The following is a 19,335-nucleotide window of genomic DNA, read 5'->3' as shown; positions in this document are numbered from 1 at the left end:
TAGTTATTTTTAATTTGGGTGCTGGCAACGTCGGCGACCTCAACCTGGGCATCGGCAACCTCGGCAATGTAAACCTCGGTGGCGGCAACATCGGCAACCTCAACCTGGGCAGCGGAAACTTCGGGTCCTACAACCTGGGCAGCGGCAATATCGGCCACACAAACTTCGGTAGCGGAAACAACCTCGGCGCGCTCAACTTCGGCAGCGGCAACACCTTCGGCGACGGCAACTTCGGCTTCGGAAACCGCTCCGGCAGCAACAATCTAGGTAGCGGTAACTTCGGTTTCGGAAACTTCGGAAACGGCAATATCGGCAACTTCAATCTCGGCAGCGGAAATTCGGGCGTGTCCAACGTCGGGTTCGGAAACAACGGCAGTTTCAACTTCGGCTTCGGCAACAACGGCAACAACAACATCGGCTTCGGACTCACCGGTGACAACCAGGTGGGAATCGGCGCGCTGAACAGCGGAATCGGAAATCTGGGCTTCGGGAACTCGGGGAGCAACAACATCGGCTTCTTCAACTCCGGCGACGGCAACGTCGGATTCTTCAACTCCGGCAACGGCAACACCGGGTTCGGCAACGCCGGCGACGTCAACACCGGGTTCTGGAACGGCGGCGCTCACAACACCGGCGTCGGCAACGGCGGTAGCCAGAACGTCGGCATCGGCAACGGCGGTTTCTCGAACGTAGGGATCGGCAACGGCGGTGATTTCAACGCGGGCAGTGGAAATTCGGGTCTCAATAACACCGGGGATTTCAACGCGGGCGGCAACGGGGTGCTTGGCGGGGGCGCCAACACGGGTTCGTTCAACTCTGGCAGCCTGAACACCGGCTTCGGCAACGCCGGCAATCTCAACACCGGCCTGTTCAATGCCGGTGACGTGAACACCGCCGTGGGCAGCGCGGTCAACCAAACGGGAACAACGTCTGGGTTCGGAAACACCGGCACGGGCGTTTCCGGTTTCTTCAACACCGGCGACAATCAGTCCGGGTTCCAGAACGTCAACACCGGTGCTCTGCCCAACTCGGGTGTGATGAACAGCGGGGAGGCGCAAGTCGGTTTCTACAATGCGGGCACCGGATTCAATACGGGGTTCGCCAACAGAGGTACCGACAACGTCGGTATCAACCTCTCGGGTAGCAACAACTCCGGCGTCGGAAACTCCGGCACCAACAGCTCCGGCTTCGCCAACTCCGGCGACAACAACTCGGGCGTGGGCAACCAGGGCGACAACCAGGCCGGCTTCTTCGGCCAGCCCTGACGGTTCCAGCCCTGACGGATCGAGCCCCTGATCCCTTAGTGCTGCAGTAACTGCGCCGCGTGGTCGGCCAGGTCCAGCACCGGCTGCGGCACGATACCCAACACCACGGTGACCAACGCGCACACCGCGATTGCCGCCTTGCTCAGCACGCCCGGCGCCACCACCTGGGGGGTGTCGTCGGTGCCCTCGGTGAAGAACATCAGCACGATCACCCGCACGTAGAAGTAGGCCGCGACCGCACTGGAGACGACACCGATGATGACCAGCGGCACCGCACCACCCTCGGCGGCGGCCTTGAACACGGAGAACTTGCTAATGAACCCGCTCGTCAGCGGGATGCCCGCGAATGCCAGCAGGAACATCGAAAGCATCACGCCCACAATGGGAGAACGCTGTCCCAGCCCGGCCCAGTGCGCCAGGCTGGCGTCTTCGACCCCGTCCGCATTGCGGATCAGACCAACGATCGCGAACGCGCCTACCGTGCTGAAACTGTAAGCCACCAAATAGAACAACGTCGCGGACAGGCCCGCCGAGTTGTCGGCGATCACACCGGTGAGGATGAAGCCGACGTGTGCCACCGATGAGTAGGCCAGCATCCGTTTCACATCGGTCTGGTTCACCGCGGTGATGGTCCCCACGGCCATGGTCAGGATCGAGATGCCCCACAGCACCGGGCGCCAGTCGCCGTGCAACGGCGGCAACGCCACGTAGACGACGCGCACCAAAGCCCCGAACGCCGCCACCTTGGTGGCAGCGGCCATGAACCCGGTGATCGGGGTGGGCGCCCCCTGGTACACGTCGGGAATCCACGAGTGGAACGGGACGGCGCCGACCTTGAACAGCAGGCCGACCGCCAGCAGTGCGACTCCAACCAGCGCCATGGACCGGTCATTCTGCGCGGCCAGCGCCTCCCGGATGGAGTGCAGAGTCAGCGTGCCGGTGGCGCCGTAGAGCAGCGCGACCCCGTAGAGGAAGAACGCGGAAGAGAACGCGCCCAGCAGGAAGTACTTCAGCGCCGCCTCCTGCGACAGCAGCCGGCGGTGCCGGGCCAAGCCGCACATCAGGTACAGCGGCAGGGAGAGGACCTCCAGCGCCACGAACATCGTCAACAAGTCGTTGGACGCGGGGAACACCAGCATGCCGCCGACCGAAAGCGTCAGCAGCGGAAAGAGTTCCGTCTGGGCGGCGCCCACGCGCTCGGCATCCCGCTCGATGTCACTTCCGGGTGTCGAAGAGGCTTGCGGGGTAAAGGAATCGAGCCCCGCGAACACCTTCGTTTTGGTGACCACGTGTCGGCGCTCGGCGATGAAGATCGTTCCGAGTACGGCAACCAGTAACACGGTGCCCTGTAGGAAAAGAGCCGGCCGGTCCACGGCGATCGCTCCGAGCACGGTGGCCTGACCCGCGGCCGGAACGGACTTGGCCACCACGATCACCGCGGCGAATGCCGCCACAAAGCCGGCGAGGGTGAGGCCGACCTGCACGCCGTAGCGCACTCGGCGGGGCAGGAAAGCTTCGGCAAGCACGCCGATCACCGCCACGCCGAACACGATGAACATCGGGGAGAGCAGGAAGTACTCGACGTTGGGTTTGTTGATCATCGGTGCGGTCCTTCGGCCGTTGTCGGGCGCACGCCTATGGGCACTGTCGGCGCGGGATCCTGCTGTCGGATGGTGCTCATGGTGTGTTCGACCGAAGGGTTGATCCGGTCGAGCACTGGCTTCGGATAGACACCGAGCACCAGCAGCAGTGCGATCAGCGGGGCAACGACGATCATTTCCCGCGGCACCAAATCGCGGATCTTCTCGTTGTCCTTGGCCACCGGGCCGGTCATCACCCGCTGGTAAAGCCAGAGCATGTAGATGGCGGCCAGCACCAGGGCCGTGACCCCGAAGGCTGCCGCCAGCCAGTAGCGGTTGAAAGTGCCCAGTAGCACCAGGAATTCGCTGACGAAGGGCGCGAGCCCGGGCAGGGACAGGGTTGCCATACAGGACACCAGGAAGGTGCCGGCCAGGACCGGGGCGACCTTCTGTACGCCGCCGTAGTCAGCGATCAACCGGCTGCCGCGCCGTGACACCAGGAAGCCCGCGATCAGGAACACCGCGGCGGTGGAGATGCCGTGGTTGAGCATGTACAGCGTCGAACCGCTCTGGCCCTGCGTGGTCATCACGAAGATGCCGGCGATGATGAACCCGAAGTGCGAAATCGAGGTGTACGCGATCAGGCGCATCATGTCGGTCTGCCCGATCGCGACGATCGCGCCGTAAATCACCCCGATGATGGCCAGCGTGACGATCACCGGCCGGAAATAGGCTGAGGCGTCGGGGAATAGCTGCAGGCAGTAGCGCAGCATGCCGAAGGTGCCGACCTTGTCCATCACGGCGGTGATCAGCACTGCGGTGGCCGGCGTCGCCTCGACGCAGGCGTCGGGCAGCCAGCGGTGGAACGGCCACAGCGGCGCCTTGACCGCGAAGGCGAACATGAAGCCCAGGAACAGCGCCTTGAGCACCGCGGGGTCCACGTCGCGGTAGCGGCCGGCGCGCACGTCTTCCACGATCCGGACGAAATCGAAGGTGCCGCCGCCGTGCTGGGTGGTCACCACATACAGGCCGATCACCGCGGCCAGCATGATCAGACCGCCGAACAGGTTGTACAGCAGGAACTTAACCGCCGCCCGCGACCGCTCACTGCCTTGGCCGAACCCGCCGATCAGGAAGTACATCGGGATCAGCATCGCCTCGAAGAAGACGTAGAACAGCAGCACATCGAGGGCGACCACTGAGATCAGCACCATCGATTCGATGGCCAGGGTCAGCGCGACATAGGCGTGCACGCCGCGCGGGCGTCCCTCCCGACCTGACGAGCCATCGGCGTCACCGCCGTCATTCCAGCCGGCCACCAACAGCAGCGGTATCAACACCGTGGTCAACAGCACCAGGATCAGACCGATGCCGTCCACACCGAGGGTGTAACCGGCGCCGAAAGACGGGATCCAGGAATGCTTTTCGGTGAACTGGTAGGTGTCCCCGCCCGGCTTGAACCTGGCGGCGACGACGAGCGACACCGCCAGGGTCAGAACGCTCACCGTCACCCCGGTCCATTTGACGGCCTGGCGCAGTCCCGGCGGCAGCAGAATGATCAACACCGATCCCGCCAGCGGCACCAGCCACAGGACCGTCAGCCACGGGATGCCGGTCACCACAGGTTCACCGCCAACAGCGCACCGGCTACCACGGCGGCACCCACCAGCATCGACAACGCGTAATTGCGCGCGAAGCCGGTTTGCATGCCTCGCAACCGATTCGAGGTCCGGCTCACCAGAGCTGCGAGCGCGTTGACGGAGCCGTCCACGCCGGCGTTATCCACACCGACCAGCGTGTAAGTCAGCTGCGCACCGGGGCGCATGAAAACCTCCTCGTTGAAGGCGTCGCCGTAGCCGTCGGCGCGAGCGGCCGCCGTGAGCACCGAGACCTGAGACGGCGCCACCCGCGGAATTTCGGCTTTGCCGCCATACATCCGGTAGGCAACCGCGATACCGACGACCACCACACCAAGCGCGAGTGACGTACTGACCCAGGCGGGCACGGCATGGGTGGTCTCCTCGTGCCCGCCGACCACCGGCTCGAGCCAGTGCTGCAGCGTGCCGCCGATCGCGAACAGACCACCGGAGAACACCGACCCGACCGCAAGCAGGATCATCGGCCACGCCATCAGCGCGGGCGCCTCGTGCGGATGCAGTCCTGGGACCCAACGCTTCTTACCGAAGAACGTCATCAGCATCACCCGCGTCATGTAGAACGCGGTGATGCCCGCGCCCAACAGGGCCGCCCCGCCCAGGATGTAGCCGCGGATGCCGCCGGACCCCAGTGCCGCCTCGATGATCGCGTCCTTGGAGAAGAAGCCGGCGAACGGTGGCACGCCGATGATCGCCAGGTATCCCAGGCCGAAGGTCACGAACGTGATGGGCAGCGCCGCGCGCAGGCTGCCGTAACGGCGCATGTCCTGTTCTTCGTGCATGGCGTGGATGATCGAGCCGGACCCGAGGAACAGCCCGGCCTTGAAAAAGCCGTGGGTGAGCAGGTGCATGATCGCGAAGGCGTAGCCGGCCGGGCCCAGGCCCGCGGCCAGCACCATGTAGCCGATCTGGCTCATGGTGGATGCGGCCAGCGCTCGCTTGATGTCGTCCTTGGCGCAGCCGATGAAAGCCCCGAGTATCAACGTGACGGCGCCGACGATCACCACGCCGAGTTGCGCGTCCGGCGCCAGGTTGTACAGCGGGTTGGACCGCACGATCAGGTAGACACCGGCGGTCACCATGGTGGCCGCGTGGATCAGGGCCGACACCGGGGTGGGGCCTTCCATCGCGTCACCCAACCAGGCCTGCAGGGGCACCTGGGCGGACTTCGCGCAGGCGCCCAGTAGCAACAGCAAGCCCGTCACGTTCAGCACGGACTGGCTGGCGGCCGGCGCGCCGGCGAACACGCCGCTGTAGGACACCGTGCCGAAGGTGCTGAACATCAGGAACATCGCCAGCGCCAATCCGGCGTCCCCAACCCGGTTCATCACGAACGCCTTCTTGGCCGCCGTCGCGGCCGACGGCTTGTGGTACCAGAACCCGATCAGCAGGTAGGACGCCAGGCCGACGCCCTCCCATCCGACGTAGAGCAGCACGTAGTTGTCTGCGACCACCAGCAGCAGCATCGAGGCCAGGAACAGGTTGAGGTAGCCGAAAAACCTACGGCGGTCCTCGTCCTCGGCCATGTAGGCGACCGAATAGATGTGAATCAGCGATCCGACACCGGAGATGAGCAGCACGAAACACATGGACAGCTGGTCGATCTGCAGGCCGAAGTCAACCTGCAAGCCGCCGACCGGTATCCAGCTGAACACCGTCTGGCCGATGGTGCGCTCCTCGGCGGGCCGGCTCAACAGGTCCGTCAGCAGCGTCACGCCCACGCCGAAGGCCGACAGGGCGGCCAAAGTACCCAGCCAATGACCCCACGCGTCGGTGCGTCGACCGCCGAACAGCAGGATCGCGGCCCCCGCAAGTGGCAGTGCAACGAGCAGCCAGGTGTAATGAAGCGCCAGGTTATTCACGTTGGCTCTTTCAGCCTTTGAGTAGATTCGCGTCGTCGACCGACGCCGATTTGCGGGTACGGAAAATCGTCATGATGATCGCCAGGCCGATCACCACCTCGCAGGCGGCGACCACCATGGTGAAGAACGCGATCATCTGTCCGTCGAGCTTGCCGTGCAGGCGGGCGAAGGTGACGAACGCCAGGTTCACCGCGTTGAGCATCAGCTCAACACACATGAACATGACGATCGCGTTGCGCCGCAGCAGTACCCCGGCCGCTCCGATGGTGAACAGCAATGCCGAAAGGTATAGGTAGTTGGCCGGATTCATGACGCACCTCCCTTGACCGATTGGGGCGACGGTGTCTCGAGGCCGTCGGCGCCGCGGGTGCGCAGGATGCGCGAAACCGACAGTTCCGAGTACGAACCGTCCGGCAGCAGAGCGGCGACGTCGACGGCGTTGTGGCGCGCATAGACACCCGGGCTGGGCAGCGGGGTGGGGTGCCCGCCGGGACGGAAGCGTTCCTGGGAGAGCTCACGCTGAGTCTTACGCCGCTCGAACCGCTCCCGGTGCGCCAAGATCATCGCGCCGACCGCGGCGGTGATCAGCAGCGCGCTGGTCAGCTCGAAGGCCCACAGGTAACGCGTGAAGATCAGGGCGGCAAGGCCTTCCACGTTGCCGCCGGCGTTGGCGCCGTCCAGCCCGTGAAAGCCCGCTGTCGCAACGTTGCCGATCCCGCCGATCAGCAGGACGCCGAAGCCGATGCCGGTCAGCACTCCGGCGACCCGTTGTCCGCGCAGCGTTTCCTTCAGCGATTCCGCCGAGTCCACGCCGATCAGCATCAACACGAACAGGAACAGCATCATCACCGCGCCGGTATAGACCACGACTTGTACGACACCCAGAAACAGCGCGTCCTGGGCGATGTAGAAGACCGCCAGGATCAGCATCGTCATCGCCAGGTACATCGCCGAGTAGACGGCGTTGACGGCCAGCACCACGCCCAACGCTCCGACCAACGCCAGCGCGCCGAGCACCCAGAACATCACCGCTTCACCGGTGGAGGTGCGGGTGATGAGCTCCGGAGCCAGGTTGGAGGCGAGTATCACGCTCACCGGGGGTCCCCGGCTTCCTGACTTTGCCGCACTCCGTCCGCGGTGACGTTGCCCAGGTAGTAGTCCTTGTCGGTGGCACCCTCGGCCCTCGGGTGCGGCGGTTCCGTCATACCCGGCTGCAGCGGCGCCAGCAGCCGGTCCTTCTCGTAGATCAGGTCAGCGCGGTTGTCGTCGGCCAACTCGTAGTCGTTGGTCATCGTCAGGGCGCGGGTGGGGCAGGCTTCGATGCACAGCCCGCAACCGATGCAGCGCAGATAGTTGATCTGGTAAACCCGGCCGTAGCGTTCTCCCGGCGAGTACCGCGCTTCCTCGGTGTTGTCGTCGCCCTCGACGTAGATCGCGTCCGCGGGGCAGGACCAGGCGCACAACTCGCACCCGATGCACTTCTCCAGCCCGTCGGGATAGCGGTTCAGCTGATGACGGCCGTGGTAGCGGGGTGCCACCGGGCCGGGCTTCTCCGGATACTCCTCGGTGATGGTCTTCTTGAACATCGACCCGAACGTGACGCCGAATCCGGCGATGGGGTCCAAGAATTTAGCCACGTGCCTTCTCCTTGCTCGCACCGACGGGCCGTTCGAGGGTCTTCATCGGCAGTGGTGGTGTCGGGAATGCCGGTTGCGGATCGCTTGCCCCGACGGGCTTTTCGACACGCTGCTGCTGTCGTTTGGGCACAGTGAACGGTTTGCGCAGCGTTGCGATCAGCACGACAGCCACCACCAGGCTGCAAATCACCAGCACCGCGGTCCAGTGGGGGTAGCCCTGATTGCGCAGCCAGCGCACAGTGCCCGCGATCATGATCCACGCCAACGAGACAGGGATCAGCAGCTTCCAGCCCAGCGCCATGAACTGGTCGTAGCGGAACCGGGGGAGCGTGGCCCGCAGCCAGAAGTAGATGAACAGGAACGTCCACACCTTGGCGGTGAACCACAGCACGGGCCACCAGCCGCTGTTGGCCCCGTCCCACAGGTTCAACGGCCACGGGGCGTGCCAGCCGCCCAGGAACATCGTCGCCGCCAGCGCCGAAACCGTGGTCATGTTCACGTATTCGGCGAGCATGAAGATGGCGAACTTCAGCGACGAGTACTCGGTGTGGAAGCCGGCCACCAACTCGCCCTCGGCTTCGGGTAGGTCGAACGGCGCCCGGTTGGTCTCACCGACCATGGAGATCAGGTACGTCAAGAAGGACGGCAGCAGCAGGAAGATGTACCAGACGCGGTCCTGGGCGGCCACGATCTGCGACGTCGACATGGTGCCGGCGTAGAGGAACACCGCCGCGAACGACAGGCCCATCGCCACCTCATAGGAGATCACCTGGGCGGTCGACCGGACCCCGCCGAGCAGCGGGTAGGTGGATCCAGATGCCCAACCGCCCAGCACGATGCCATACACGCCGATCGCCGACAGACCCAGGATGAACAGCACCGCGACGGGAAGGTCGGTGAGCTGCAACGGAGTCCAGTGGCCGAACACCGAGACCTCGGGACCGAACGGGATGAACGCGAAGGCGGTGAACGCGGGAATCGCCGAGATGGCCGGTGCCGCGAAGTAGACGAACCAGTCGATGCCCTTGGGTGTGATGCTTTCTTTCAATGCCAGCTTGACGCCGTCGGCGAGGCTCTGCAACAGACCCTTCGGGCCGGCGCGGTTGGGCCCGGGCCGAAGTTGCATCCTGCCCAACAGCTTTCGTTCGATCAGGATTGCTATCAGCACCGTCAACACCAGGTAGACGAAGATGGCCAGGGCCTTGCCCAACACCAGCCACCAAGCGTCGTGCCCGAAAGCGGTCAAGCCGTTCATTTGGCACCCACCCCGATGTTCACGACGGCACCCAGTGTGACGCCAAGGTCTTTATGCACCGCCGAACCCGGTGAGTTGATCGGCAGCCACACCACCCGGTCGGGCATGTCGGTGACGCTGAGCGGCAGGGTGATCGAGCCACGGTCGGTGCTGACCGTGACCGGATCCCCGTGCCCGGCGCCGATTTCGGCGGCGGTGTTCGCCGACAACCGCACTTCGGGCTTGCGCGCGGTGCCGGCCAGGTGTGGTTCACCATCCTGTCCGCGACCGGCGTCCAGCAGCAATCGCCAGCCGGTCAGCACCGCCTCACCGGCACCGGGTTCGGCGGGCGATGCTGCCTCGGCCGTCGGGCTGGACGGGTGCTTGCCGTCCCAGGTGCCCAGGGCCGAGAGTTCCTCGCGGGCGGATTCGACTGTGGCGCAACCGAGATAGACGCCCATCTCGTCGGCCAGCGTGTCGAGCACGCGATGGTCGGACTGGCTGGCCTGCAGGGTGGTGCCATGGAAAGCGGGTTCGAAGCCGCGATAGCGGCCCTCCCAGTTGACGAAAGCACCCGACTTCTGGGTGGTGGGCGCAACCGGGAACACCACGTCGGCCCGCTCGGTGACGGCGCTGTGCCGCAGTTCGAGGCTGACCACGAACGGCGCGGTGTCCAGGGCGGCCAGCACCGCGTCCGGGTCGGCGAAGTCGCCCGGTTCGATGCCGCCCACCAGCAGCGCGCCCAGCGTTCCGTCGATGGCCGCGGCCAGGATGCCGTCCGTGTCACGTCCTGTCGCAGTGGGCAATTCGTCGACGTGCCACGCCGCGGTGACCTGCGAGCGCGCGACCTCGTCAGCGGCGGGGCGGCCACCGGGCAACAGCCCGGGCAGGGCACCGGCTTCCAGTGCACCGCGTTCCCCGGCGCGCCGCGGCACCCAGGTCAACCGTGCCCCGGTGGTGTCGGCCAGGCGGGCCGCGGCCGAGAAACCGCCGGGAACCGTGGCCAGGCGTTCGCCAACCATGATCACCGCACCCGGGGTGCTGAGCAGGTTCCCGATCTCCCCGGTCGCCAGCCCGTCCAATGTTGCCGGCTCGGCGCCGGGAGCGGTCTGCAGCAACCGGCCCGACATCTTCGCCAGCCCACGACTCGCGAACGGAGCGATCGCATACACCGGAAGGTTGTTCTTGCGTGCGGCCTTGCGCAGCCGCAGGAACACGATCGGTGATTCCTCTTCAGGCTCGAAGCCGACCAGCAGGACGACCGGCGCCGCCTCGAGGTCGGAGTAGCTGACGCTGACCGGTCGCCCGGCGATGCGCGCCGCCAGAAAATCGGCCTCCTCGGCCGAGGAGGGACGGGCCCGGAAGTCGACGTCGTTGGTGTCCAGCACAATTCGGGCGAACTTGGCGTAGGCGTAGGCGTCCTCCCAGGTGACCCGGCCACCAACCAGCACACCGGTGCGGCCGCGGGCTGCCTCGAGTCCCTGCGTCGCCGCCACGATCGCGTGCGCCCACGACGCCGGTACCAGCTCGCCGCCCGAGTCCCGGATCAGCGGCGTGGTGATCACATCCGGCTGGGTCGCGTAGGTGAAAGCCCACCGGCCCTTGTCGCAGTTCCACTCCTCGTTGACCTCGGGGTCGTCACCGGCCAGTCGGCGCGTCACCTTGCCGCGGCGGTGGTCGGTGCGCTGCGCACATCCGGACGAGCAGTGCTCGCACACGCTCGGACTGGACACCAAATCGAACGGCCGGGCCCGGAATCGGTACGCCGTGCCCGTCAGCGCACCCACCGGGCAGACCTGCACGGTGTTGCCGGAGAAGTAGGACTCGAAGGGCTCGTTGGCGTAGATGCCGACCTGCTGCAGCGCGCCCCGCTCCTGCATGTCGATGAAGGTGTCGCCGGCGATCTGGTTGGCGAACCGGGTGCAGCGGGCGCACAGGATGCAGCGCTCCCGGTCCAGCAGCACCTGCGACGAGATGTTGATCGGCTTGGCGAAGGTGCGCTTGGGATCGGTGAAGCGAGATTCCGCGCGGCCGTTGGACATTGCCTGGTTCTGCAGGGGGCATTCGCCGCCCTTGTCGCACATCGGGCAGTCCAGCGGGTGGTTGATCAACAGCAGTTCCATCACGCCGTGCTGGGCCTTGTCCGCGGCCGGCGAGGTGAGCTGGGTGCGCACCACCATGTCGTCGGTGCAGACGGTGGTGCACGACGCCAGCGGTTTGCGCTGGCCTTCCACCTCGACCAGGCACTGCCGGCAGGCGCCCACCGGGTCGAGCAGCGGGTGGTCGCAGAACCGGGGGATCTGGATGCCCATCAACTCGGCGGCGCGGATCACCAAAGTGCCCTTGGGAACGCTGATCTCGACTCCGTCGATGGTCAGCGACACCATCTCGGGCTGAGCCAAGCGGTTCTCCGCGTCAGCTGTCTGGGTCACGCTTTCACTCCGTCCAACGTCAGCATGGAGTCTCGGGGGTCGAACGGGCAGCCGCCGGATTCGACGTGGGCGATGTATTCGTCCCGGAAGTGCTGGATCGACGACATCACCGGGCTGGCGGCGCCGTCACCCAACGCGCAGAACGACTTCCCGAGGATCGCGTCGGAGATGTCCAGCAACTTGTCGAGGTCTTCGCGGGTGCCCCGGCCGGTTTCCAGCCGCTCGTAGATCTTGTCCAGCCAGAAGGTGCCCTCCCGGCACGGGGTGCACTTGCCGCACGATTCGTGCTTGTAGAACTCGGTCCAGCGCCGCACCGCCCGCACCACGCAGGTGGTTTCGTCGAAGATCTCCAGCGCCTTGGTGCCCAGCATCGAGCCGACTCCGCCGACGCCCTCGTAGTCGAGCGGCACGTCGAGGTGTTCGTCGGTCAGCAGCGGGGTGGAGGATCCGCCCGGTGTCCAGAACTTCAGCTTGTGGCCGGCCCGGACGCCGCCGGCGTAGTCGAGCAACTCGCGCAACGTGATGCCCAGTGGCGCCTCGTACTGCCCAGGGTTGGTGACGTGCCCGGACAACGAATACAGCGTGAAGCCAGGCGATTTCTCGCTGCCCATGGAACGGAACCAGTCGACGCCGTTGAGGATGATCGACGGGACGCTGGCGATCGTCTCCACGTTGTTGATCACCGTGGGGCAGCCGTACAGGCCGGCGACGGCGGGGAAGGGCGGCCGCAGTCGCGGCTGGCCGCGGCGGCCCTCCAGCGAGTCGAGCAGCGCGGTCTCCTCGCCGCAGATGTATGCCCCGGCGCCCGCGTGCACCACCAGCTCCAGGTTGAAACCGGAGCCACCGATGTCGCGGCCGAGGTAGCCGGCGGCGTAGGCCTCGGCGACGGCGTTCTGCAGCCGCCGCAGCACCGGCACCACCTCACCACGGACGTAGATGAAGGCATGGCTGGCCCGGATCGCATAGGAGGCGATGATCACGCCCTCGACGAGCACATGCGGTGTCGCCAGCATCAACGGAATGTCTTTGCATGTACCGGGTTCGGACTCGTCGGCGTTGACCACCAGGTAATGCGGCTTGGCCGCCGGCCCAGTGTCGCCCTGCGGGATGAACGACCACTTGGTCCCGGTCGAGAAGCCGGCACCACCGCGGCCACGCAACCCGGAGTCCTTCACCGTCCCGATCACGTCGTCGGGATTCATGGTCAGGGCCTTCTTCATGGCCCGGTAGCCGTCATAGCGTTCGTAGGTTGCCAGCGACCACGATTCGGGGTCGTCCCAGTAGCGGCTGATGACCGGGGTCAGTGGGGTGGCGGGGGCGCTAGTCATCGGTGGTCCCCGGGGCTTCGGGTGCCTGCATACCGTTCTCCTTGGCCACCCGCAGTCCGGCCAGCGTGGCTGCACCGGCACCGCCCTGGCCTTCGTCGGGGCGCTGGTCGGGCAGGCCGGCCAGAATGCGCGACGTTTCCCGGAACTTGCACAGTGGGGCGCCCCGGGTGGGCGCCAACGGCTCGCCCAACCGCAGCGAGTCAACGAGTTCGCGGGCCGACGCGGGGGTCTGGTTGTCGTAGAACTCCCAGTTGACCATCACCACCGGCGCGTAGTCGCAGGCCGCGTTGCACTCGATGTGCTGCAGGGTGACCGTGCCGTCGGCGGTGGTCTCGTCGTTGCCGATACCCAGGTGTTCCTTGAGGTCGGCGAATATCGCGTCGCCGCCCATCACTGCGCACAACGTGTTGGTGCAAACCCCGACCAGGTAGTCGCCGGTAGGCCCGCGCCGGTACATCGTGTAGAAGCTGGCCACCGCGGAAACCTCGGCGCCGGTCAATCCCAGTTGCTCGGAACAGAATTCGAGTCCGGCGGGGGTGAGGTAGGAGTCTTCGCCCTGCACCAGGTGCAGCAACGGCAGCAGCGCCGAGCGGCTGTTGGGGTACTTGGCGATGATCTCCTTGGCCTCGACTTCGAGCCGGGCCCGCACCTCGGCCGGATACGACTGCGGCGCACCCTCGACCACGAACTGGTTGGGCTCCTCGGGCGGGGGACCGAGTCGCAGGAAGACCCGCTCTCCGTTGCTGCTACCGACTTTCGGAACGGTCATCGGTCCACTCCGCCCATGACCGGATCGATGCTGGCGACCGCGGTGATCAGGTCGGCGACCATCCCGCCCTCGCACATCGCCGCGACCGACTGCAGATTGGTGAAAGAGGGGTCCCGGTAATGCACGCGGTAGGGGCGGGTGCCGCCATCGCTGACCATGTGCACGCCGAGCTCCCCGCGGGGCGACTCGACCGACACATACACCTGACCGGCCGGGACCCGGATGCCCTCGGTGACCAGCTTGAAGTGGTGGATCAACGCTTCCATCGAGCTGCCCATGATCTTGGCGATGTGCTCCGGGGAGTTACCCATGCCGTCGGGGCCCACGTAAAGGTCTGCAGGCCAAGCGATTTTGCGGTCCTCGACCATGGTCGGGCCGGGCCGCAACTTGTCCAGACACTGTTCGATGATCTTGATCGACTCCCACATCTCTTTGACCCGAATGATGTAACGCCCGTAGGCATCGCAATTGTCATCGGTCATGACGTCGAACTCGTAGTTCTCGTAGCCGCAGTAGGGTTCGCTCTTGCGCAGGTCGTGCGGCAGGCCGGTGGCGCGCAGGATGGGGCCCGTGATGCCCAGCGCCATGCAACCGGTCAGGTCCAGATATCCGACGTGCTCGGTGCGGGCCTTCCAGATCGCGTTCTCGTTGAGCAGCTCGCCCATCTGGCGCAACGGAACGCGCAGTTCCTTCAAGGCTGCAGCGATGTCGTCGACCCCGTTCGGCGGCAGGTCCTGAGCGAGTCCACCGGGACGGATGTAGGCGCTGTTCATCCGCAGGCCGGTGATCTTCTCGAACAGGGTCAGGACGATCTCGCGGGCGCGGAAGCCCACGAACATCGGTGTCATGGCACCCAGTTCCATGCCGCCGGTGGCCAGGGCGACCAGGTGCGAAGAAATCCGGTTGAGCTCCATCATCATCACCCGGATGACGTTGACCCGCTCCGGGATCTCATCGGTGATGCCGAGCAGTTTCTCCACGCCCAGGCAGTACGCCGTCTCGTTGAAAAACGGTGCCAGGTAGTCCATCCGGGTGACGAACGTGACGCCCTGCGTCCAGTACCGGTATTCGAGATTCTTCTCGATGCCGGTGTGCAGGTAGCCGATTCCGCAGCGCACCTCGGTGACCGTCTCACCCTCGATCTCCAGGATCAGGCGCAGCACACCGTGGGTGGAGGGGTGTTGCGGCCCCATGTTGACCACGATGCGTTCACCTGGGTCGGCGTTGCGGGCGGCGTCGACGACCTTGTCCCAGTCCTGGCCGCCGGCGACCACAAGCGTCTCTGGAGCGCCGGCGCCGTCGTGCGCCGTGCTGGTGGATGTGCTCATCAGTTGTAGCCCCTGCGCTCATCGGGTGGGGGAATCTGCGCGCCCTTGTACTCGACCGGGATACCGCCCAGCGGGTAGTCCTTGCGCTGTGGGTGGCCCTGCCAGTCGTCGGGCATCTCGATCCGGGTCAGCGACGGATGTCCGTCGAAGATGATCCCGAAGAAGTCATAGGTCTCCCGCTCGTGCCAGTCGTTGGTCGGGTAGACGTTGAACAACGAGGGGATGTGCGGATCGCTGTCTGGCGCAGACACTTCCAGCCGCACCCGGCGATTGTGGGTGATCGACCGCAGCGGGTATACGGCGTGAAGTTCGCGCCCGGTCTCGTTCGGGTAGTGCACGCCGCTGACGCCCAGGCACAACTCGAACCGCAGTTCGGGCTCGTCGCGCAACCGCTGGGCGACCTGCGGTAGCAGGTCTCGGCGCACATGCAGGCTCAGTTCGTCGCGGTAGACCACGACTTTCTCGATCGCTTCATTGAAGTCGAGGCCCTCGCGGTCCAACGCCTCGGCCAGCCGGTCGGCGATGTCGTCGAAGTAGCTGCCGTAGGGCCGGGGAGTCTCGCCGGGCAACGCGATCTCGCGCACCAGCCGCCCGTAGCCGGAGGTGTCGCCGGTGCCGCGAACACCGAACATGCCGCGGCGGACGCTGATCACTTTTTGGCCTTCGGGCGGGACGTCCGCCCCCGGGGTCAGGGTGGCGCCCTGCGGGTCTTTGTCCGGTGAACTCATCGCAGCAGACCGCGCATCTCGATGGTGGGGCGGGCGGCCATGGCCGCTTCCTCGGCTTCGGCAATGGCGCGTTCCCGGTTGACGCCCAGCGGCATTTCCTGAATCTTCTCGTGCAGCTTCAAGATTGCGTACAGCAGCATCTCGGGCCGGGGTGGGCAGCCGGGCAGGTAGATGTCCACCGGTACCACGTGGTCGACGCCCTGCACGATCGCGTAGTTGTTGAACATTCCGCCGGAGGAGGCGCACACGCCCATCGCCAGAACCCATTTCGGTTCAGCCATCTGGTCGTAGATCTGCCGCAGCACCGGCGCCATCTTCTGGCTGACCCGGCCCGCGACGATCATCAGGTCCGCCTGTCGCGGCGTCGCCGAGAACCGCTCCATCCCGAATCGGGCGATGTCGAACCTCGGGCCCGCCGTCGCCATCATCTCGATTGCGCAGCAGGCCAAGCCGAAGGTCGCCGGCCACAGCGAGTTCTTGCGGACATAGCCCGCAACCTTCTCGACCGTCGACAGCAGAATCCCGCCGGGCAGCTGTTCTTCCAGTCCCACGTCCTACCTCAATCCCATGTCAGGCCACCGCGGCGCCACACGTATGCGTAGGCCACGAACACCGTGAGCATGAATATGACCATCTCGACGAGCGCGAACGTTCCGAGGTAGTCGAAACTGACCGCCCACGGATAGAGGAACACAATTTCGATGTCGAAGACGATGAATAACATTGCGGTCAGGTAATACTTCACCGGGAAGCGCTGCCCGCTTGGGGCCTTCGGGCCGCTGAACCCGGTTTCAGTGGGTTCGATCCCACATTCGTAGGCCTCCAGCTTCGACCGGTTGAACCGGGTCGGGCCGGTGATGCTCGCCAGGATCACCGAGCCCACGGCAAAGGCTGCAGCAATGCCAGCAAGCACCAATATGGGTATGTAGACGTTCAACTCGCTCTGCTCCGTCGTATGGGCCGCGGACAGCGGCCAGGCGGTGACCGGGCTGTGTGACGGACCGGGCTTGTGGGCCGTCACAGTGACCTTCAACATAGTCGCGCGACGGGCGGACCACATGCCCGGGGTCAAGCTCATGGACACGGGGGATCGTTAGGGGCGCGAAATACGTGGCAAACGGCGCGGCGCGGGAGAAATATCATGGGATCCGTGCGACGGCCACACGGGCGGAGCGCTTGTTGTTACTCTTAGCGTGCGTAACTCCGCGGATCTTGCGAGGTCAGCGCAGACGCGGACGGCCGATCTGGGAGGACCGGGGTTGTGAGTTTCTTTACGCTGCCGCCAGAGATCAATTCCCTGCGCATGTTCCTGGGCGCCGGTAGCGCCCCGATGCTGGAGGCAGCCGCCGCCTGGGATGGGCTTGCCGCGGAGCTGGGGACTGCCGCCGAGGCGTTCCAAGGTGTGATCTCCACGCTGGCGAGCCAGGCCTGGCAGGGCCCGGCGGCCCAAGCGATGGCGGCGGCGGCTGCTCCCTACGCGGGCTGGCTGAGCGCGGCCGCGTCGCAGTCCTTCGGGGCGGCCGGTCAGGCGCGCGCGGTGGTCAGCGCGTTCGAAGCGGCCCGGGCGGCCACCGTGCACCCGGGTGCGGTCGATGCCAACCGCAACGCGTTCGTGCAGCTCGTCATGTCGAATCTGTTCGGCCAGAATGCACCGCTGATCGCGCTGGCCGAGAGCATCTACGAGGAAATGTGGGCCGCGGACGTGTCCGCGATGGCGGGTTATTACGCCAACGCCGCCGCTGCCGCCTCTCAGGTGGTGCCGTGGCAGAGCGTGCTGCAGAGCTTCCCGGCGCTGGCCGGTGGGCTGGCCGGTGGCCTGGGTGCCCTCGCGAACGGGCAGACCGGCGGCGACGTCAGCGCTGCCGGTGGCGGTGGTGGCGGCGCCGCTCCGCCCGGAGGCGACGGAGGTGACGGCGCTGCCGCTGCCGCTGGCGGTGGCGGTGGCGGTGGCAGCACCGGCGGCGTCGCGAGCGCAGACGCCGGGCCCGCTCCGATGAGCTACACCAGCGGCTATACCGGCGGCGATCCGGCAGCCGCCGCAGGTGCCGGCAGTGCCGGCAGTGCCGCGGCGACCGCCGCCAACACCGGGGTGCCCAGCGCGGGCGTCGCCGGTTTCGGCATGATGCCGATGGCGCTGGCTGGTCTGGCCCGGGCGGGTCTGCTCGGCGACAGCCCGTCCATCGTGAACACCACCAAGCCCGCGCCCAAGGCCGAGGAACAAGAGGCCGTCGCGCCGGCTGCCGAGGCCGAGGTGAGCGAGACCGAGACGCCGCAAGCTCCGGAAGCGGACGTGCCGGCGATGAGCGTGCTGCCCACCGTGGCGCCGGAAGTCGCTGTTCAGGCCGCCCCCGGCGAGGCAGTGCCCGCCACGCAGACGACCGTCTCGGCAATCCCGGTGACGGGTCTGCGCGCCCAGGCCAAGGGAACTTCCGAGGCGGACGAAGCGGAGGAAACCGTGGTCTCGCTGCGGCCCAAGATCGCACCCGGAGAGTTCCGTCCTCAGGAGGAAGCTCAGGAAGAGGGCCCGCAACTGCAAGTGCGGGGCGGCTGACCGCTCCTAGTGCGCGGGTGCGCGCAACAGGTTGAGCACGGTCCGGCCCAACACGATCGGGTCGAGAGGATGCGGCACGGCGGCCTCCGCGCGTGACCAGCTGGCCAGCCACGCATCGTCGGGACGCCCCGTCAGCACCAGGATCGGCGGGCACGCCGATAGCTCATCCTTCAGCTGCTTGGCGATGCCCATGCCGCCGGTCGGCGTTGCCTCTCCGTCGAGGATGGCCAGGTCGATGCCTCCCTCGTCCATGGTGCGCACCACCATCGGGCCGGTAGCCACCTCGACGTAGCTCAGCTCGGGAAGATCCGGGTGCAGCCGCTTACCCAGGGCCTGCATGACGCGTTCGCGGGTTTGGACGTTGTCGCTGTAGACGAGGATCTTCAGTGGGTTGCTCGACTCGGGCACGGTGCAGATGTTAATTCACGCGGCATGAGTCGATTGCACGAAGACGGCCTCCGCCGACACCGTCACTGTGCCCGACATCACACCCAGCTTGTTCCAGTCCAGGTTGAACCGCGATCTCTTGATCTGGGTCGTCCCCGAGATCCGCACCGAGCCATCGGCGAGCTCGGTGATCGTCACCGGCAGCCGCACCGGTTCGGTGATGCCCTTGATGGTGAAACCGGTTTGCAATTCGGCCTCCCGGCCGGTGCCCAGCTGCAGACCGCTGACGGCGACGGCGATCTGCGGAAAGCGCTCGACGTCGAAGAAGTCGGGGGACCGCAGGTGTCCGTCGCGCTTTTCGATACCGGTGTTCAGCGATGCGACGTCGATGTCGATGTGGCCCGTCACCGCACCGTTGTCGCCGAGGTTGCCCTCACCGCTGAATTTGGTGAACCTGCCCTTGACCGGCCACACGCCCCACAAGTTCTTGGTCTTGAATTCGATCTTCGAACTGTCGGGCACCATCGCCCAGGCACCCGAGGTCTCGGGGTCGGTGAGCAAAGTTTCCAGCGTCGTCAT

17 protein-coding genes and 1 pseudogene are annotated in these 19,335 nt (G+C 66.0%); 2 read left to right on the top strand and 16 right to left on the bottom strand.

Annotated features, from left to right (window positions below):
* A partial coding sequence (locus tag A5645_RS24850; RefSeq protein WP_065131415.1) for a beta strand repeat-containing protein occupies positions 1-1,265 on the top strand: 1,265 nt, incomplete at its 5' end.
* 35 nt (positions 1,266-1,300) lie between these two features.
* On the opposite strand, the gene nuoN is transcribed toward A5645_RS24850, so the two are convergent.
* The 14 genes and pseudogenes from nuoN to A5645_RS24780 form a co-directional block, all read right to left on the bottom strand.
* Positions 1,301-2,866 carry an NADH-quinone oxidoreductase subunit NuoN gene (gene nuoN, locus A5645_RS24845; protein ID WP_065131402.1) on the bottom strand — a complete coding sequence of 522 codons (1,566 nt, stop codon included), beginning with the start codon at positions 2,864-2,866 and terminating at the stop codon, positions 1,301-1,303.
* A complete protein-coding gene (locus tag A5645_RS24840; protein ID WP_155768155.1) occupies positions 2,863-4,464 on the bottom strand; it encodes an NADH-quinone oxidoreductase subunit M in 1,602 nt (533 codons plus the stop codon). The genes nuoN and A5645_RS24840 overlap by 4 nt, the downstream gene beginning before the upstream one ends.
* Entirely contained in the window at positions 4,461-6,362 is a 1,902-nt protein-coding gene (gene nuoL / locus A5645_RS24835) for an NADH-quinone oxidoreductase subunit L (RefSeq protein ID WP_065131400.1), read from the bottom strand. Before nuoL ends, A5645_RS24840 begins: the two co-directional genes overlap by 4 nt.
* A 10-nt stretch (positions 6,363-6,372) precedes the next feature.
* Entirely contained in the window at positions 6,373-6,672 is a 300-nt protein-coding gene (gene nuoK / locus A5645_RS24830) for an NADH-quinone oxidoreductase subunit NuoK (protein ID WP_036353533.1), read from the bottom strand.
* The gene (locus tag A5645_RS24825) at positions 6,669-7,457 is read right to left on the bottom strand and encodes an NADH-quinone oxidoreductase subunit J (protein WP_065131399.1); all 789 of its coding nucleotides are present in this window, start codon (positions 7,455-7,457) and stop codon (positions 6,669-6,671) included. The genes nuoK and A5645_RS24825 overlap by 4 nt, the downstream gene beginning before the upstream one ends.
* A pseudogene (gene nuoI, locus A5645_RS24820) lies at positions 7,454-8,017 on the bottom strand (NADH-quinone oxidoreductase subunit NuoI); the annotation flags it as partial. The gene A5645_RS24825 and the pseudogene nuoI, both read right to left, overlap by 4 nt.
* Complete coding sequence (nuoH, locus tag A5645_RS24815; RefSeq protein ID WP_155768154.1) at positions 7,992-9,245, bottom strand: NADH-quinone oxidoreductase subunit NuoH; 1,254 nt, start codon at positions 9,243-9,245, stop codon at positions 7,992-7,994. The pseudogene nuoI and the gene nuoH, both read right to left, overlap by 26 nt.
* Before the next feature lie 5 nt (positions 9,246-9,250).
* Complete coding sequence (locus tag A5645_RS24810; RefSeq protein WP_065131397.1) at positions 9,251-11,665, bottom strand: NADH-quinone oxidoreductase subunit G; 2,415 nt, start codon at positions 11,663-11,665, stop codon at positions 9,251-9,253.
* Positions 11,662-12,993: an NADH-quinone oxidoreductase subunit NuoF gene (nuoF, locus tag A5645_RS24805; protein WP_065036468.1), complete on the bottom strand. Its 1,332-nt coding sequence runs from the start codon at positions 12,991-12,993 to the stop codon at positions 11,662-11,664. Before nuoF ends, A5645_RS24810 begins: the two co-directional genes overlap by 4 nt.
* Positions 12,986-13,762 carry an NADH-quinone oxidoreductase subunit NuoE gene (gene nuoE, locus A5645_RS24800; protein WP_065131396.1) on the bottom strand — a complete coding sequence of 259 codons (777 nt, stop codon included), beginning with the start codon at positions 13,760-13,762 and terminating at the stop codon, positions 12,986-12,988. The genes nuoF and nuoE overlap by 8 nt, the downstream gene beginning before the upstream one ends.
* Entirely contained in the window at positions 13,759-15,090 is a 1,332-nt protein-coding gene (gene nuoD, locus A5645_RS24795) for an NADH dehydrogenase (quinone) subunit D (protein WP_065131395.1), read from the bottom strand. Before nuoD ends, nuoE begins: the two co-directional genes overlap by 4 nt.
* Positions 15,090-15,818 (bottom strand): NADH-quinone oxidoreductase subunit C, encoded by a 729-nt coding sequence (locus A5645_RS24790; protein WP_065131394.1) that lies wholly within the window; start codon positions 15,816-15,818, stop codon positions 15,090-15,092. Before A5645_RS24790 ends, nuoD begins: the two co-directional genes overlap by 1 nt.
* Positions 15,815-16,369: a NuoB/complex I 20 kDa subunit family protein gene (locus A5645_RS24785; RefSeq protein ID WP_036353559.1), complete on the bottom strand. Its 555-nt coding sequence runs from the start codon at positions 16,367-16,369 to the stop codon at positions 15,815-15,817. The genes A5645_RS24790 and A5645_RS24785 overlap by 4 nt, the downstream gene beginning before the upstream one ends.
* Positions 16,370-16,377: 8 nt before the next feature.
* Positions 16,378-16,755 (bottom strand): NADH-quinone oxidoreductase subunit A, encoded by a 378-nt coding sequence (locus A5645_RS24780; protein WP_065036511.1) that lies wholly within the window; start codon positions 16,753-16,755, stop codon positions 16,378-16,380.
* Positions 16,756-17,079: 324 nt separating this feature from the next.
* On the opposite strand from A5645_RS24780, the gene A5645_RS24775 reads away from it, so the two are divergent.
* A complete protein-coding gene (locus tag A5645_RS24775) occupies positions 17,080-18,369 on the top strand; it encodes a PPE family protein (protein ID WP_065131393.1) in 1,290 nt (429 codons plus the stop codon).
* Between the two features lie 6 nt (positions 18,370-18,375).
* Here A5645_RS24775 and A5645_RS24770 read toward each other — a convergent pair whose 3' ends face one another.
* Positions 18,376-18,777, bottom strand: coding sequence for an Rv3143 family two-component system response regulator (locus A5645_RS24770; RefSeq protein WP_051545057.1), 402 nt, complete (start codon positions 18,775-18,777; stop codon positions 18,376-18,378).
* 15 nt (positions 18,778-18,792) lie between these two features.
* Positions 18,793-19,335 carry a YceI family protein gene (locus tag A5645_RS24765; protein ID WP_065131392.1) on the bottom strand — a complete coding sequence of 181 codons (543 nt, stop codon included), beginning with the start codon at positions 19,333-19,335 and terminating at the stop codon, positions 18,793-18,795.

The sequence above is a fragment of the Mycobacterium asiaticum genome, from assembly GCF_001673635.1.
Taxonomy (GTDB): Bacteria; Actinomycetota; Actinomycetes; order Mycobacteriales; family Mycobacteriaceae; genus Mycobacterium; species Mycobacterium asiaticum_C.
This window is presented reverse-complemented; position numbering and strand designations above follow the sequence as displayed.

Bases quoted from the DNA above. Each gene is read 5' to 3' on its own strand.
- nuoN (WP_065131402.1), bottom strand. From the start codon at position 2,866: ATGATCAACAAACCCAACGTCGAGTACTTCCTGCTCTCCCCGATGTTC.
- nuoK (WP_036353533.1), bottom strand. From the start codon at position 6,672: ATGAATCCGGCCAACTACCTATACCTTTCGGCATTGCTGTTCACCATC.
- nuoF (WP_065036468.1), bottom strand. From the start codon at position 12,993: ATGACTAGCGCCCCCGCCACCCCACTGACCCCGGTCATCAGCCGCTAC.
- nuoE (WP_065131396.1), bottom strand. From the start codon at position 13,762: ATGACCGTTCCGAAAGTCGGTAGCAGCAACGGAGAGCGGGTCTTCCTG.
- nuoD (WP_065131395.1), bottom strand. From the start codon at position 15,090: ATGAGCACATCCACCAGCACGGCGCACGACGGCGCCGGCGCTCCAGAG.
- A5645_RS24790 (WP_065131394.1), bottom strand. From the start codon at position 15,818: ATGAGTTCACCGGACAAAGACCCGCAGGGCGCCACCCTGACCCCGGGG.
- A5645_RS24765 (WP_065131392.1), bottom strand. From the start codon at position 19,335: ATGACGACGCTGGAAACTTTGCTCACCGACCCCGAGACCTCGGGTGCC.